The organism is Pseudomonas sp. ADAK13 (assembly GCF_012935715.1).
Taxonomy (GTDB): Bacteria; Pseudomonadota; Gammaproteobacteria; order Pseudomonadales; family Pseudomonadaceae; genus Aquipseudomonas.
In genome coordinates, this window is the sequence record NZ_CP052860.1 from 6,306,847 (window position 1) to 6,322,751 (window position 15,905).

Here is a 15,905-nt window from a genome sequence, read left to right on the forward strand (position 1 = left end):
GGGTTTCCTTCGAGGATTGTTTAGAATTTCATAATAGTGATAGTGGTTTTAGCCGGTTTATCCCGCTTTTGTCGAGGGCAACAATGGAGCCCTTCCCCACACAGGAGCTGGACCCATGCACACTCGTCAACTCGGCAAAAACGGTCCCCAGGTTTCCGCCATCGGCCTCGGCTGCATGGGCATGACCGATTTCTACACCACGGGCACCGACACCGCCGAAGCCATTTCCACCCTGCATCGCGCCCTGGAACTGGGGATCAACCTGCTGGACACCGCCGACATGTACGGCCCCCACACCAACGAAGCGCTGATCGGCAAGGCCATCGCCGGCAAGCGCGACCAGGTGTTCCTTGCCAGCAAATTCGGCATCGTGCGCGACCCGTCGAACCCCACGATACGCGGCGTGAATGGCCGCCCGGAATACATTCGGGATGCCATCGACGGCACCTTGAAACGCCTGGGCGTGGAAACCCTCGACCTGTACTACCAGCACCGCATCGACCCCGACGTGGCGATTGAAGAAACCGTGGGCGCCATGGCCGAGCTGGTCAAGCAAGGCAAGGTGCGTTACCTGGGCTTGAGCGAGGCGTCGGCCGCCACCCTGGAGCGCGCGCACAAGGTTCATCCCATCAGCGCCCTGCAAAGCGAATATTCGTTGTGGAGCCGCGACCAGGAAGACAACGGCTGCCTGGCAGCCTGCCAGCGCCTGGGCATTGCGTTTGTGCCGTACAGCCCGCTGGGCCGGGGCTTCCTCACCGGCGCCCTGAAAAGCCCGGACGATTTTGCAGCGGATGACTACCGCCGCTTCAGCCCGCGTTTTCAGGGCGAGAACTTTGCGAAGAACCTGTTGCTGGTGGAACAGGTGCAGGCACTGGCCGCCGATAAGGGCGTGACCGCCGGGCAGCTGGCGTTGGCCTGGGTATTGGCGCAAGGGGATTACCTGATCCCGATCCCCGGCACCAAGCAACGCAAGTACCTCGAAGAGAACGTCGCCGCACTGGAGGTCAAGCTGAGCCCGGCCGAGCTGGCGGCGCTGGAAGCGATCTTCCCGGCCAATGCAACCGCCGGATTGCGTTACCCGGAAGCCGTCATGCAGATGCTCGACAAATAACCCCCCTCAAGGGTGCTTGCGAAAGTCCGACAGGATGAAGGGCGTGTGGGCTCTCAGCCAGGTATCAACCTCGTCCAGCGAAGGCAACCGCTCGCTGTGGAACTCCACACTGTTGCGCGTGATGCTGACGGTATAGCCGTCGGCGTCCTGTCGCAGGGTGCCCGTGCACTTGACCGGTAGGCCGTCTTCCTCGGTAAACGAGGTGGCGGTCAATGGCGCAGTGGTTAACGCCTCAGTGGCGCGTGCCTTGAGGGCCTTGCGCTTGGCGGCAAGCTCCCTGGCGACTACCACGCCGCCAATTGTGACGGCCAGGTATAAAAGCGCCAGGTAGTTGTTGGTGGTGCCTCTGCGCGTGTGGTGTTCAATGCTCAGCCAATTCACCACCTGATAGATGATTTCGTCCATGTTTTACCGGGGGATCCGTCGCAGATTCAAGCCCGCATCAAACACCCCGGCCACCCAAAATAGAAGCCTCCTACAGGTTTTATTTATTCGTACTACTTTCTTGCACCATAGTACCTAAAGCTCCTCCCTCCCAAGCCGATAGCCCTTCGAAGCTCTAACAAAGCCGCGTCGCACAATAAACGCTTCGTAAGGACGACCCCATGCCCTCATTGCGCTCTATCCAAGCCCGTTACACCCTGTTTCTGGTGCTGTTCGTCCTGTTGTTATTCGTATTGACGGTGGTGGGCATCGGACAGTTGGTGGCCCCCAAGCTGCGCCACACCGAAGAACAGGTGGCCCTCAATCGCATTGCCGAAGTGGCCGAGCAGATCCAGGGCGAGCTGAACAAGGTTCAGGCCCAGCAACGCAGCATCACCCAAACCATCCCACTGCTGGACAGCGACGCCATCGACAAGGTGCTGCCCGGCCTGGTGGACCAGTACGGCGAACTGAAAGTGTTCGGCGGCGGCATCTGGCCCCTGCCCAACCAGCGCACGCCGGGGCGTAACAAACACAGCACCTTCTGGCACCGCGATGCCTCGGGCAAGCTGGCCGTGAATACCTTCTGGAACAGCGACGCGGCCCCCAATTATTACGACCAGAGCTGGTACAAGGGCGGGCTCGCCTCACCCCGTGGCCAGTGCGCCTGGGCGGCAGCCTACAAGGATGACGCCAGCCAGGAGCCTCGCACCAACTGCGCGATGGCGATCCAGCGTGACGGCGCGGCGTACGGCGTCGCCACCATCGACGTGACCCTGGGCTTCTTCAACGACCTGGTGGCCAGCAAGGAAAAAGACCTCGGCGGACAAATGCTGATCGTCGAAGGCGACGGCAAGATCATCAGCAACAGCACGCGCCTCAGCAGCCCGGTGGTGTTGAAAAACATCAGCGAACTGGTCGGCACCTCAGCCTTTGCCGCCCAGGTCAGCGCCGGCCTGGCCCATCGCGATCAAACCCTGCAGCGCAGTGAGTTCGACAACCAGGGCGTGGCCAGCACCTTCTTCATGCGCCCGATCGAAGGCACGCCGTGGTTCCTGGCCACGGCACTCCCGACTTCGCTGATCACCGCCCAGCGGGATGACGTGTTGGGCACCCTGGCGATGCTGCAAATCCCGATGATTCTGCTGCTGGTGCTGTTGCAGGTGTATGCCATCCGCCAGTTGATAAAACGGATGACCGCGCTGAAGACCAACATCGACGCGCTGTCCAACGGCGATGCCGACCTGACACGACGCATTACCATTCGCGCCGAGGACGAACTGGGGGCGATCGGGCATTCGGTGAACCGCTTTATCGTCTACCTGCAGAACATGATCGGTGAAGTGACCCAGGCCACCGGCGCCATGTCGTCGAGCCTGGCGCAGTTGCAGCAGACATCCGCCCAGACCAACCAGATCCTGGTGCGCCATGCCTCGGAAACCGACCAGACCGTCACCGCCATCACCGAGATGAGCTCCACCGCCGACACCGTGGCCGAGAACGCCGCCGAAACCGCCGCGTTCACCCAGCGCGCCAACGAGCACGCCGACCGTTCGCGGGTGGTGGTCGGGGAAGCTTCGCGCAGCGTCAGCGCGTTGATCGGTGAGGTTTCCAGCGCCACTCACACCGTGGAAAACATGCGCCAGGACGCCGCCCGCATCACCGAAACCCTCGGCGTAATCGGCGCCATCGCCGGCCAGACCAACCTGCTGGCACTCAATGCGGCCATCGAAGCCGCCCGCGCCGGCGAACAGGGGCGGGGGTTTGCAGTGGTCGCCGACGAAGTCCGTGCCCTTGCCGCCCGCACCCAGGCCAGCACCTCGCAGATCAACGAAATGCTCGCGCGCCTGACCACCGGGGTGAGCTCTTCGGTGACCGCCATGGAAGCCACCCAGGCCAGTTGCCAGTCCGCCGCGGACGCTACCGCACGGGTTAACACGGGCCTGGACGAGATGGCCGGCTCTGTCAGCCATATCAACAACCTCAGCACCCAGATCGCCACGGCTGCCGAACAGCAAAGCGCGGTGACCGAGGAAATCAACCGCAGCATGGTGCACATCCGCCACATGGTCGAAGAACTGGTGCAAAGCGGCCACGCCACGGAACACAACACCCAGAGCCTGCTGGATGCGAATGGCCGGGTAATTGCGTTGATGGGACGCTTCAAGGTGCGTTGAAAAATAGCCTGCCGACTCCCGTGCAATGTGCGGGAGCCGGACTATTCTGACAGCTCAAAGTGCTTAGTCTCGCCACACAGGAGGTGTGTCATGCACGCAGTTGAGCACCCGATCCGCACTGAGCAGATCAGTCAGGAACGCTTTATCCAAGTCCCTATCGAAGCGGTTTACGACTACGTCACCCAACCGGATCGCTGGCATGAATGGCATCCGACATCCCTGGGTGCCGACACCGGCATCACCGGCTCGTTACCCAGCGGCCACCGTTTTACCGAAACCATCGACCTGCTGGGTGTGCGGGTGCCGATGAGCTATCGCGTGCAGATTGCGCAGCGACCGCGGGAGTTCAAGACCGCATTCACGTCCCTGGCCGTCGACGGCTGTATCCATTACCTGCTGCAAACACGGGGCAGCGGCACGCTGTTCAAGCGCATCCTGACCTATGAAACCGAACTGCAACTGATCACCCTGCATGAACGCATGGTCGCGCTGTCCAACCAGGCCCTTGATCAACTCAAGCAGCGCCTGGAATCCTCGATTACCTGACAAAACCGTCATCTCCCCCTCAGTTTTCCGACAGCACCAGGCCGTTATTCTGGTGCTGTCGGTTTTTCGTAAAACCTCGTAACACTCCCGGAAAACCCTTTGCTGAAAAGCAGGGAGAATGCCCGGCGTTGCCCTTTACCTGATGAGATGACGATGAAAACCACCCTGCGACTGGCCGCGCTGTCGGCCCTGCTCATGAGCCCCCTGGCCCAGGCCGCCGAGCTGATCCCGATTGATGTGCACCGCGATGCCAACTGCGGTTGCTGCAAAAAGTGGATTGCCCACCTGGAAAGCAACGGGTTCAAGGTCAACGACCATGTGGAAGCCAACATGAGTGAGGTCAAGCAACGCCTGGGCGTGGCGCCGCGCCTGGCGTCGTGCCACACCGGGGTGATCGACGGCAAGTTCGTCGAAGGCCATGTGCCTGCCGATCAGGTGCTGGCCCTGCGCAAGCGCGACGATTTGCTGGGCATTGCGGCGCCGGGCATGCCGCTGGGCTCGCCGGGCATGGAGATGGACGGCAGCAGCGATGCCTACCAGGTGATCGGCCTGACCCGTGAAGGCAAAGATGTCGTCGTGGCTGACTACCCGGCCCGCTGATTGATGCTCGCCGGTTACCTGGGGCTGTTTTTCGCCGCCTTCGGCGCTGCCACGCTGTTGCCGATGCAGTCGGAGGCGGTGCTGGTGGGGCTGTTGATCAGCGGGCATTACAGCCTGTGGCTGCTGCTTGGGGTTGCAACACTGGGCAACGTATTGGGCTCGCTGGTCAATTGGTTGCTGGGGCGTTCGGTTGAACGGTTCAAGGAACGACGCTGGTTTCCGGTGAGCCCGAAACACCTGGAAAAGGCCCGTACCCACTATCAACGCTGGGGCCACTGGTCATTGTTGCTCAGTTGGGTGCCGATCATCGGTGACCCCCTGACGCTGGTGGCCGGGGTGATGCGCGAACCGTTCTGGCGTTTCCTGCTGCTGGTGACCCTGGCCAAAGGTGCGCGCTACGGGGTATTGGCCCTGCTGACCCTGCACTGGATTTAATCTCCCGTTAATCCCCTCGCCACAGCATCCGGGCACTGTTCCCGGAGCCTGTCCCCATGCCCAACATCCGCTCACTCTGCGTCGCCGGCCTGCTGCTCGGCAGCGCCCTTCCCGCCTTCGCCGCCACCGAGGGCCCGACCTACGGCCCCGAACTGCAAGGCTTCCAATACCCTTATCCGGTGGAGCACTTCACCTTCCAGTCCCAGGGCAAATCCTTGCAAATGGGCTACATGGACGTGCCGGCCAAGGGCAAAGCCAATGGCCGCAGCATCGTGCTGATGCATGGCAAGAACTTCTGCGGCGCCACCTGGGATGCCTCGATCAAGGCCCTGAGCGACGCCGGTTACCGGGTGATCGCCCCCGACCAGGTCGGTTTCTGCACCTCCAGCAAGCCGGACAATTACCAGTACAGCTTCCAGCAATTGGCGATCAACACCCACCAACTCCTGGAAAAACTCGGCATTCAAAAGGCCACGCTTCTCGGCCATTCCACCGGTGGCATGCTTGCCACGCGCTACGCCCTGCTCTATCCGGAACAAACCGAACAGCTTGCGTTGGTGAACCCTATCGGCCTGGAAGACTGGAAAGCCATTGGCGTGCCCTATCGCAGCGTTGACCAATGGTACGAGCGCGAGCTGAAACTGACCGCCGACGGCATCCGCAATTATGAGCGCGACACCTACTACGCCGGCCACTGGAAGCCCGAATACGAGCGCTGGGTGCAGATGCTCGCCGGCATGAACAAGGGCCCCGGCCACACCCAGGTGGCATGGAACTCGGCGCTGATTTACGACATGATTTTCACCCAGCCGGTGTACTACGAGTTCAAGGACCTGCAGATGCCCACCCTGCTGCTGATCGGCACCGCCGACAACACCGCCATTGGCAAAGACATCGCGCCACCGGCGGTCAAGGCGAAGATCGGCAACTACGCCGTGTTAGGCAAGCAAGTGGCCAAGCTGATCCCCCACGCCACCCTGGTGGAATTCCCGGGCCTGGGCCATGCGCCGCAAATGGAAGAGCCGGCACAGTTTCACAAGGCACTGTTGCAAGGGCTGAATGCCCTCTAATCCAACCTTTTTCGAGGCACGCGTGAATGTCGGTACAGATCGCAGTGATTGATGATTGGCAGAATGTGGCCAGTGGCGTGGTGGACTGGTCAGTCCTGGCGTCGGTGGGCCAGGTGCACTTCCTCCACGACTACCCGGCGGACACCGCCACCTTGATCGAGCGTTTGCAGGGTTTTGAGGTGATTTGCGTGATGCGCGAACGCACCACCTTCGATCAGGCACTGCTGCAAGGTTTGCCCCGGCTCAAGTTGCTGGTGACCGGCGGCATGCGCAATGCGGCCCTCGACATTCCCGCCGCCAAGGCCCTGGGCATCCAGGTGTGCGGCACCGACAGTTACAAGCACGCCGCCCCGGAACTGACCTGGGCGCTGATCATGGCCTCCACCCGCAACCTGCTGGCCGAAGCCAATTCCCTGCGGGCAGGCGGTTGGCAAGTGGGCCTGGGTGGCGATCTGTACGGCAAGACCCTGGGGATCCTCGGGCTGGGCAGCATCGGCCAGAAGATCGCCAAATACGGCCAGGCATTTGGCATGCGGGTGATTGCCTGGAGCGAAAACCTCACGCCGGAACGCGCCGCCGAAGCCGGCGTAACCTGGGTCAGCAAGCGCGAGCTGTTTGAACAGGCGGATGTACTGTCGATTCACCTGGTACTCAGTGACCGCAGCCGCGGGCTGGTGGACGCCGAGGCGCTGGGCTGGATGAAACCTGCTGCGCACCTGGTGAACACGTCCCGCGGTCCGATTGTCGATGAGGCGGCCCTGATTGACGCCTTGACCCATGGCCGGCTGGCAGGCGCTGCCCTGGATGTGTACGCCCAGGAGCCGTTGCCGGACGGGCACCCGTTCCGCCAGTTGCCGAATGTCTTGGCCACGCCACACGTCGGTTATGTCAGCGAGCAGAATTACCGCCAGTTCTACGAACAGATGATTGAAGACATTCAAGCGTGGGCCAAAGGGGTGCCCGTTCGCCCGCTGTCCTGATCACTCCACGCACCAATTAAGAGCGCCCGCTTCCTGGTGGCCAGGAAGTGGGCGCTTTTGTACATGAAAAAAAATTTGTCCTACAAAATCCCCCACAGACCCCGCAGGCTCCGGGATCTTGTCCTAGACTCATGACCGATGGGTCCGTTCCAAAACAAAAACCCCGCAAAAAATCGAAACTTTCGAACTCTGCCGCAGGTCAGGTTTAAGGTAAGGCGAGCGCTGACGGTTCACACCAAACGCCCGTCCATCCACTCTATTTAAGACTCCAACACAACTGGCATAAGCCTTGCCAGTCTGTGTAGCGCTTGTGCGCCTGGCCGCAGGATGCGGTCAACCTTCGCTGATTGCCATATGCCATCAGCCGACCAACACATGGGAGAGAACTATGATCAGTGCCGCTGTAGATACTCAGGGAGAGCGTTTTAGTCAGCCGGTTGGCGGGCCGACCTCATTGGCCGACCTGCCCAACACGCTGCGGCCGGTCCCAAGTCAGAATCCCAATCGCAAGAAAGTATTGTTCGTGACGTCCGAGCTGGCTGACCTGGTGAAAACCGGCGGCCTGGGTGACGTGTCCGCCGCCCTGCCCCGTGCCATGGCGCACCTGCACGATGTGCGCGTGCTGATCCCTGGTTACCCGCAGGTGCTTGATAGCGACAACCCCATTCATATCATCGGTGAGCTGGGCGGCCACGCTGCGTTGCCACCGTGCAAGATCGGGCGCATGGACCTCAAGGATGGCCTGGTCATCTATGTGCTGATCTGCCCCGAGTTGTATGAGCGCGAAGGCACGCCCTACGGCGCCAACAACGGCCGCGACTGGCCCGACAACCATATTCGCTTCGCCCGCCTGGGCCTGGCCGCCGCCGATATTGCCGCCAACCTGGCACAGATCCACTGGTGCCCGGACCTGGTGCACGCCCATGACTGGCCCGCTGGCCTGGCACCGGCCTATATGCACTGGCGCGGGTCACGTACCCCGACCCTGTTCACCATTCATAACCTCGCCTACCAGGGCGTGGTCAGCCTGGCCTCGTGCCCGGAACTGGGAATTCCCGAACACGCCTTGCAACAAGAAGGCATGGAGTTCTACGGCAAGCTGTCATTCCTGAAGGCTGGCATGGCGTATTCCAGCCATATCACCACGGTCAGCGCGACCTACGCCCAGGAAATCACCACCCCCGAATTCGGCTGCGGTCTGGACGGTTTCCTCGCCAGCAAGACCCAGCAAGGCCTGCTCAGCGGCATTCCCAACGGCATCGACGAAAGCTGGGAAGCCTCCACTGACCCGCACCTGACCCACCCCTTCAACATCGGTGACTGGGAAGGCAAGGCGCTGAACGCCGCCCATGTACGCAACCTGTTCGGCCTGGAAGAGTCCACCGGCCCACTGTTTGCCGTGGTGTCGCGCCTGGTCTACCAAAAAGGCCTGGACCTCACCGAAGCGGTCGCCAGCTTTATCGTCGAACATGGCGGCCAGATCGCCATCATCGGTCGCGGCGAGCCTGAAGAAGAACAAGCCATGCGCGCCCTGGCCCTGCGCTTTCCAGGCCAGATTGGCGTGCGCATCGGCTTCAACGAGACCGATGCCCGGCGCATGTTCGCCGGCAGCGACTTCCTGCTGATGCCGTCCCGTTATGAACCCTGCGGCCTGAGCCAGATGTACGCCCAGCGCTTCGGTTCCCTACCCGTTGCCCGCAACACCGGCGGCCTGGCCGACACCATCGAGGATGGCGTTACCGGTTTCCTGTTCAACGAATCCACCGTCGAGAGCTACGAAGCGGCCCTGAGCCGTGCGTTCAAGGTCTTCGCCTTTCCCGGCCTGCTCAACGCCATGCGTTGCCGGGCCATGGCCGCACCGTTCAACTGGTGCAAGGCGGTGGAACCCTACGCCGAACTTTACGAACAACTGGTGGCGAAATCACTGGGAAGATCGGGGAAAAATTAAAAAAGAGGTCTTCATAGATGCCGTCAAGGACTCTGGAAACATGGCCCCACGGCGCGATCATGCTGGATGCGGAACACACCCGTTTCGCCTTGTGGGCACCCGACGCGTTTTATGTCAGCGTTGAATTTGAAGAAGGTAAATCGGTAGCGATGCTGCCCCAGGCCGATGGCTGGTTTGTGGTGCAGCTGCAATGTCCCGCCGGGACACGCTACCGCTACAGCATCGACGGTGAACAGGACGTTCCCGACCCGGCTTCCCGGGCGCAGGCCACGGACGTTCACGGCTTCAGCGTGGTCGTCGACCCTCTGGCCTATCAGTGGCGCCACGGCCACTGGCAAGGCCGGCCCTGGCACGAAGCCGTGATCTACGAGCTGCACGTGGGCGTGCTGGGGGGCTACGCCGAGGTCGAGAAACAACTGCCACGCCTTGCGGAGCTGGGTGTCACCGCCATTGAGCTGATGCCCATCGCCCAGTTCCCCGGCGAACGCAACTGGGGCTACGACGGGGTCCTGCCCTACGCACCACAATCTTCCTACGGTTCGCCCGAACAGTTGAAACAGCTGATCGACAGCGCCCACCACCACGGCCTCGCGGTGATTCTGGATGTGGTCTACAACCACTTCGGTCCCGACGGCAATTACCTCGGCAGCTACGCCAAAGGTTTCTTCCGCGAAGACGTGCACACGCCCTGGGGCGCCGGCATTGACTTTGATCGCCGGGAAGTTCGGGATTTCTTCATCGACAACGCCCTGATGTGGCTACTGGAGTACCGCTTCGACGGCCTGCGCCTGGACGCGGTACATGCCATCAACGACCCCGAATTCCTGGAAGAACTGGCCGAACGCGTGCGCCAGCAAGTCGACGCGGGGCGCCATGTGTGGCTGGTACTGGAAAACGAATTCAACCAGGCCAGCCTGCTGGAGCGCGGTTTCGATGCGCAGTGGAACGACGACGGCCACAACGCCCTGCACGTGCTGCTCACCGGCGAAACCGACGCCTACTACACCGACTTTGCCGAAGACCCCACCGGCAAGCTGGCCCGCTGCCTGAGCGAAGGGTTCATCTACCAGGGCCACACCACCCGCCACGGCCACTCACGCGGTGAGCCCAGTGGCCACCTGCCGCCCAGTGCCTTTGTGCTGTTCCTGCAGAACCACGACCAGATCGGCAACCGCGCCCTGGGCGAACGCCTGCATCAACTGTGCTCGCCCCAGGCCTTGAGCGCTGCGACGACCTTGCTGCTGATGTCGCCGATGATCCCGTTGATGTTCATGGGCGACGAAGTCAACGCCGAAGAGCCGTTCCTGTTCTTCACCGACCACCACGGCGAACTGGCCGAGGCGGTACGCGAAGGCCGGCGCAACGAGTTTGCCGACTTTGCCGCATTCAGCGACCCGGAACGCCGCGAACGAATTCCCGACCCCAATTCCCTGCAAACCTTCCGCCGCTCGGCACCCGCCCTCGCCGACTGCGACGACTCACAGCTCTATCGCCAACTGCTGAGCCTGCGCCACCAACATATCGTGCCGCACCTGCCGGGCAGCGTGGCCCTGGGTGCGCACGTACTGGCGGTGGGCGCGGTCACGGCGCGCTGGCGCCTGGGCAATGGCAGCCTGCTGCAGATCGACCTCAACCTGAGCGCCGATTCTCTGAACTACCCAGCGGCCGAGCACCTCCTATTTGTGACGCAGGCCAGCGGGGCCCAACAACTGGCCCCGTTCAGTGCCCGCGTCAGCCTCACCCATTCCCCTGTTGGAGAGCACCCTTGAGCGACGCGCAATTGGAAATACTCGCCAGCCGAGCGGGCCTGGCCGTCGATTGGATCGACGCGAATGGCCGCCCGCAACATGTCAAACCCGACGCCCTGCGCGCCGTGCTCAAAGGCCTGGGTCACCCGGCCGACAGCGATGCCGCCATCGAAGCCAGCCTGCTGGACCTGGAACGCGTGCAGCAAGACAAGCACCTGCCACCGCTGATGACCGTCGACAGCGGTGCCGGCCTGGACCTGGCGCGCTACTTCGCCCCCGGCACGCCGTGCCAGATTCACCTCGAAGACGCCGGCGTGCTCGACCTGAAGCTGGACGATGACGCGGTGCTGCCCGGGTCGATTCCGGTCGGCTATCAGCAGGTGCATATCGCCGACCAGCATTTCACCCTGGCCGTGGCACCGACCCACTGCTACACCGTCGCTGAAGCGGTCGACACCCAAACCGCCAGGGCCTGGGGCCTGAGCGCCCAACTGTATTCCCTGCGCCGCAGCGGCGACGGTGGTTTTGGTGACACCCAGGCACTGGAGCAACTGGCCCGTTCCGCCGCCGAACGTGGCGCCGATGCCCTGGCCATCAGCCCGATGCACGCGATGTTCAGTGCCGACACCGACCGCTTCAGCCCGTATTCCCCGTCCAGCCGGCTGTTCCTCAACAGTTTGTACGCCTCCCCCGGCTGCATCCTCGGCGAACGTGCGGTGCAAACCGCCATCGAAACCAGCGGCCTGGCCGACGAACTGCACGACCTTGAGCAGCAAAGCCTGATCGACTGGCCGGCCGCCGCCAAAGCCAAGCAGCGCCTGTTGCACACCCTGTATGAAGACTTTCGCCAGGGCGACCACCCGCAGCACGCCGACTTCCTGAGCTTCCGCCAGGCCGGCGGCGAAGCCCTGGAAAACCACTGCCGCTTTGAAGCTGTGCAAGCCGAGCGTGCAGCCAATGGCGAGAGCCTCGACTGGCGTCACTGGCCCGAGGACTGGCACAGCCCGCAAAGCCAGGCGCTGGCGCAATTCGCCGAAACCCATCGGGATGAAATCGGCTTCTATGCGTTCAACCAATGGCTGATCGCCCGCTGCCTGGAGCGTGCGCAACAAGCGGCGCGCGGCAGTGGCATGGGCGTCGGCCTGATCGCCGACCTCGCGGTGGGCGCGGACGGCGGCGGCAGCCAGGCCTGGAGCCGCCAGGATGAACTGTTGGCAGATCTCACCGTGGGTGCGCCACCCGACATTCTCAACCGTGCCGGCCAGGGCTGGGGCATCTCCGCGTTTTCCCCGGAAGGCCTCAAGCGCAACGGCTTTCGTGCGTTTATCGAAATGCTGCGGGCCAACTTTGCCCATGCCGGCGGCCTGCGTATCGACCATGTGATGGGTTTGCAACGCCTGTGGGTGATCCCGATGGATGCCTCGCCGCGGGACGGGGCTTATCTGTATTACCCGGTGGATGACCTGCTGCGGCTCCTGGCGCTGGAGTCGAGCCGCCATCAGGCGATCGTCCTCGGTGAAGACCTCGGCACCGTACCCGACGGCCTGCGGGAAAAACTGATCGCCCGCTCGATCCTTGGCATGCGCGTGCTACTGTTCGAGCAAGACCACGACGGCCAGTTCAAGCCGATTCTGGATTGGCCGGACAACGCGCTGGCCACCACCAGCACCCACGACCTGCCAACCCTGAACGGCTGGTGGCACAGCCGCGATATCGACTGGAATATCCAGTTGGGGCTGATCGATGCTCCCACCGTCGAACAATGGAGCGACCACCGTCTGCGGGAACGCCAAGCGCTGCGCCAGGCCTTGAGCCAGGACCCGCAGAACTTCACCGATGAAGTGCGCAACGAAACCGACCACGTTATCGACGCCAGCGTGCGCTACCTGGGCCACACCCGTGCGCCGTTGGTGCTGCTGCCCCTGGAAGATGCCCTGGGCGTGGAGGAGCAAGCCAACCTGCCCGGCACCACCGACACCCACCCGAATTGGCGGCGCCGCCTGGCGGGCGATGCAGCCACCCTGCTCGACGATGAAAACGCCGCCCGCCGCCTTGAGCTGCTGGCCGTGGCGCGCCTCCAGGCCCACGAGCGTGACCGATGAAGCCATTGACCCTGCGGGCTACCCAACGCCTGCAATTTCACAAGGGCTTCACCCTCGACGACGCCGTGCCGCTGGTGCCGTACTTCGCCGGACTGGGCATCAGCCACCTTTACGCCTCGCCGCTGCTGAGCGCCCGCACCGGCTCGATGCACGGCTATGACGTGGTCGACCCGACCACCGTCAATCCCGAGCTCGGCGGCGAACCAGCGCTGCGCCGTCTGGTAGCCGCACTGCGCGAGCATGAGATGGGGCTGCTCCTCGATATCGTCTCCAACCACATGGCCGTCGGCGGTGCCGATAATCCATGGTGGCTGGACCTGCTGGAATGGGGCCGACTGAGCCCCTACAGCGAATTCTTCGACATTCAATGGCACTCGCCGGACCCGCTGCTCAAAGGCCAACTGCTGATGCCGTTTCTCGGCAGCGACTACGGCGAAGCCCTGCAATCCGGCGCCCTGCCCCTGCGCTTCGACCCACAGCAGGGCAGCTTCTACGTGGAGCATTACGAACACCGTTTTCCGATCTGCCCGCGGGAATACGGCGACCTGGTGCCCATCAAGGCCCTGGCCGACCGTTTCAGCAGCCTGGCCTACCAGCCGGACGCCTACCCTCAGGCGGTCGCGCTGAAACGGGAGCTGGCTGAGGCGGCCCGCAATCCCGAGACCCTGAAGGCTATCGAAGACAACCTCGGCCTCTACGACGCGCGCCAGCCCGACGGTTTTGCCCGCCTGCATACCCTGCTGGAACAACAAAGCTATCGCCTGGCCAGTTGGCGCACGGCGGCGGACGATATCAACTGGCGGCGCTTCTTCGACGTCAACGAGCTGGGCGGCCTGCGGGTTGAACGCAGCGCGGTGTTCGAAGCCACCCACGGCAAGATCTTCCAACTGATCAGCGAAGGCCAGATCGACGGCCTGCGCATCGACCATATCGACGGCCTCGCCGACCCGCGTGGTTACTGCCGCAAACTGCGGCGCCGGGTGGATTCCCTGGCGGGTGGGCGGCACCTGCCGATCTTCGTCGAGAAGATCCTCGGCGAAGGCGAAACCCTGCGCGAAGACTGGCGCGTGGATGGCACCACCGGCTACGAATTCATGAACCAGTTGTCATTGCTGCAACACGACCCCAAAGGCTTCGAGCCTCTGGCTGAGTTATGGACTCGCCACACCGAACGCCCCTCTTCGTTTATCGAAGAGGCCTGGCTCGCCCGTCAGCAGATCCTCAACGGCTCCCTCGCCGGCGACTTTGAAAGCGTGGCCCAGGCCTTGCTGCAAGTGGCCCGGGACGATGTGATGAGCCGCGACCTGACCCTGGGTGCGATTCGCCGGGCGTTGCAGGAACTGATCGTGCACTTCCCGGTGTACCGCACCTACATCAGCGCCCGGGGCCGCAGCGAACTGGATGACGTGTTTTTCCTGCAAGCCCTGGCCGGTGCCCGCAGCACCTTGAGCGAAGCCGACTGGCCAGTGCTCGACTACCTGGAAAAATGGCTCGGCGGCCAACCCTGGCGCGATCGCCCATTGGGCCGTGAACGCAAAATGCTCAAGCACGCCTGCGTACGCTTCCAGCAACTGACCTCGCCGGCGGCGGCCAAGGCCGTGGAAGACACCGCGTTCTATCGCTCGGGCGTGTTGCTGTCGCGCAATGACGTGGGCTTCAGCACCGAGCAATTCAGCGCACCGCTGGACGACTTTCATGCCGTGAATCAGCAACGCCTGCGCACGTTCCCCGACAACCTGCTGGCCACCGCCACCCACGACCACAAGCGCGGCGAAGACACCCGCGCGCGCCTGGCCGTACTCAGCGAATGCGCCGAGTGGTACGCCGAACAGGTGGAGCAATGGCGCCCCCTCGCCGCCCGCCTGCGCAGTGATGGGCAGACGCCTTCGGCGGGTGACGAACTGATCCTCTATCAGGTGCTGCTGGGCAGTTGGCCCCTGGACCTGCACCGCGACGATGCCGAGGGCCTGGCGGACTATCACCGGCGTCTCTGGCAGTGGCAGCAGAAAGCCTTGCGTGAAGCCAAGTTGAACAGCAGCTGGAGCGCACCCAACGAGCTGTATGAACAAGGTGTCGAAGCGTTCCTGTCACGGCTGCTGCTGGAGGACTCCGGCAAGGCCCTGCGCGACGCCATCGGCGACGCCGCCCAGGCCATCGCCCCGGCGGGTGCGCTCAACGGGCTGGCGCAATCCTTGCTTCGCCTCACGGTGCCGGGGGTGCCGGATCTGTATCAGGGCGATGAGTTCTGGGACTTCACCCTGGTAGACCCGGATAACCGCCGGCCCGTGGACTTTCACGCACGGCAACAGGGGCTGCACACACCGCCGGACATCGGCGAGTTGCTGTTCAACTGGCATGACGGGCGTATAAAACAGGCGGTGATCAGCCAGGTCCTGACGTTGCGCAAGGCGCATGCGCAACTGTTTCGCCAGGGCAGCTACGAGCCGCTGGAAGTGGTCGGCGAACACGCTGAACGGGTGGTCGCCTTCTACCGCGAATACCAGGGCAAACAGCTGCTGGTGGTGGTGCCACGCTGGCCGCACCGTCTGCTTGAAAACGGTGTGTACCCCCTGATCAACGCGCAGATTTGGGGCGATACCCGGGTCAGATTACCGTTCGCCGCCCCAACCCAAAATTGGAAGGGACTTTTCCGAACAGGCGCAGTCACACCAAACAAGGAGCTCATGATCAGCGCTGCCCTGGGGGATTTCCCGGTCAATGTCTTTATCAATCCTGATGGTCAAGAAAGCTGAAAATTTTCTGCG

At 62.8% G+C, this 15,905-nt stretch carries 12 protein-coding genes; 11 read left to right on the forward strand and 1 reads right to left on the reverse strand.

The window, feature by feature from the left end; translation table 11 throughout:
• Positions 1-115 precede the first annotated feature (115 nt).
• Positions 116-1,111, forward strand: coding sequence for an aldo/keto reductase (locus HKK54_RS29140; RefSeq protein WP_010171580.1), 996 nt, complete (start codon positions 116-118; stop codon positions 1,109-1,111).
• Positions 1,112-1,117: 6 nt separating this feature from the next.
• Here HKK54_RS29140 and HKK54_RS29145 read toward each other — a convergent pair whose 3' ends face one another.
• Positions 1,118-1,516: a hypothetical protein gene (locus HKK54_RS29145; RefSeq protein WP_169388721.1), complete on the reverse strand. Its 399-nt coding sequence runs from the start codon at positions 1,514-1,516 to the stop codon at positions 1,118-1,120.
• A gap of 200 nt (positions 1,517-1,716) precedes the next feature.
• Here HKK54_RS29145 and HKK54_RS29150 point away from each other — a divergent pair, with 200 nt between their 5' ends.
• The 10 genes from HKK54_RS29150 (at position 1,717) to HKK54_RS29195 (ending at position 15,893) form a co-directional block, all read left to right on the forward strand.
• A complete protein-coding gene (locus HKK54_RS29150) occupies positions 1,717-3,711 on the forward strand; it encodes a methyl-accepting chemotaxis protein (RefSeq protein ID WP_169388722.1) in 1,995 nt (664 codons plus the stop codon).
• A gap of 90 nt (positions 3,712-3,801) precedes the next feature.
• Positions 3,802-4,257: an SRPBCC family protein gene (locus tag HKK54_RS29155; protein ID WP_169388723.1), complete on the forward strand. Its 456-nt coding sequence runs from the start codon at positions 3,802-3,804 to the stop codon at positions 4,255-4,257.
• A 153-nt stretch (positions 4,258-4,410) separates the two neighbouring features.
• Positions 4,411-4,857, forward strand: coding sequence for a DUF411 domain-containing protein (locus tag HKK54_RS29160; RefSeq protein WP_010171588.1), 447 nt, complete (start codon positions 4,411-4,413; stop codon positions 4,855-4,857).
• Positions 4,858-4,860: 3 nt separating this feature from the next.
• Positions 4,861-5,292 (forward strand): YqaA family protein, encoded by a 432-nt coding sequence (locus tag HKK54_RS29165; protein ID WP_169388724.1) that lies wholly within the window; start codon positions 4,861-4,863, stop codon positions 5,290-5,292.
• Between the two features lie 56 nt (positions 5,293-5,348).
• Positions 5,349-6,362 carry an alpha/beta fold hydrolase gene (locus HKK54_RS29170; protein ID WP_169388725.1) on the forward strand — a complete coding sequence of 338 codons (1,014 nt, stop codon included), beginning with the start codon at positions 5,349-5,351 and terminating at the stop codon, positions 6,360-6,362.
• A 26-nt stretch (positions 6,363-6,388) separates the two neighbouring features.
• Positions 6,389-7,342 carry a D-2-hydroxyacid dehydrogenase family protein gene (locus tag HKK54_RS29175; protein ID WP_169388726.1) on the forward strand — a complete coding sequence of 318 codons (954 nt, stop codon included), beginning with the start codon at positions 6,389-6,391 and terminating at the stop codon, positions 7,340-7,342.
• A 388-nt stretch (positions 7,343-7,730) separates the two neighbouring features.
• Positions 7,731-9,290: a glycogen synthase GlgA gene (gene glgA, locus HKK54_RS29180; RefSeq protein WP_169388727.1), complete on the forward strand. Its 1,560-nt coding sequence runs from the start codon at positions 7,731-7,733 to the stop codon at positions 9,288-9,290.
• A gap of 17 nt (positions 9,291-9,307) precedes the next feature.
• On the forward strand, positions 9,308-11,059 hold the full coding sequence (gene treZ / locus HKK54_RS29185; protein ID WP_169388728.1) for a malto-oligosyltrehalose trehalohydrolase: 1,752 nt from the start codon (positions 9,308-9,310) through the stop codon (positions 11,057-11,059).
• Positions 11,056-13,140 carry a 4-alpha-glucanotransferase gene (gene malQ, locus HKK54_RS29190; RefSeq protein WP_169388729.1) on the forward strand — a complete coding sequence of 695 codons (2,085 nt, stop codon included), beginning with the start codon at positions 11,056-11,058 and terminating at the stop codon, positions 13,138-13,140. The genes treZ and malQ overlap by 4 nt, the downstream gene beginning before the upstream one ends.
• The gene (locus HKK54_RS29195; protein WP_169388730.1) at positions 13,137-15,893 is read left to right on the forward strand and encodes a malto-oligosyltrehalose synthase; all 2,757 of its coding nucleotides are present in this window, start codon (positions 13,137-13,139) and stop codon (positions 15,891-15,893) included. The genes malQ and HKK54_RS29195 overlap by 4 nt, the downstream gene beginning before the upstream one ends.
• Positions 15,894-15,905 lie beyond the last annotated feature (12 nt).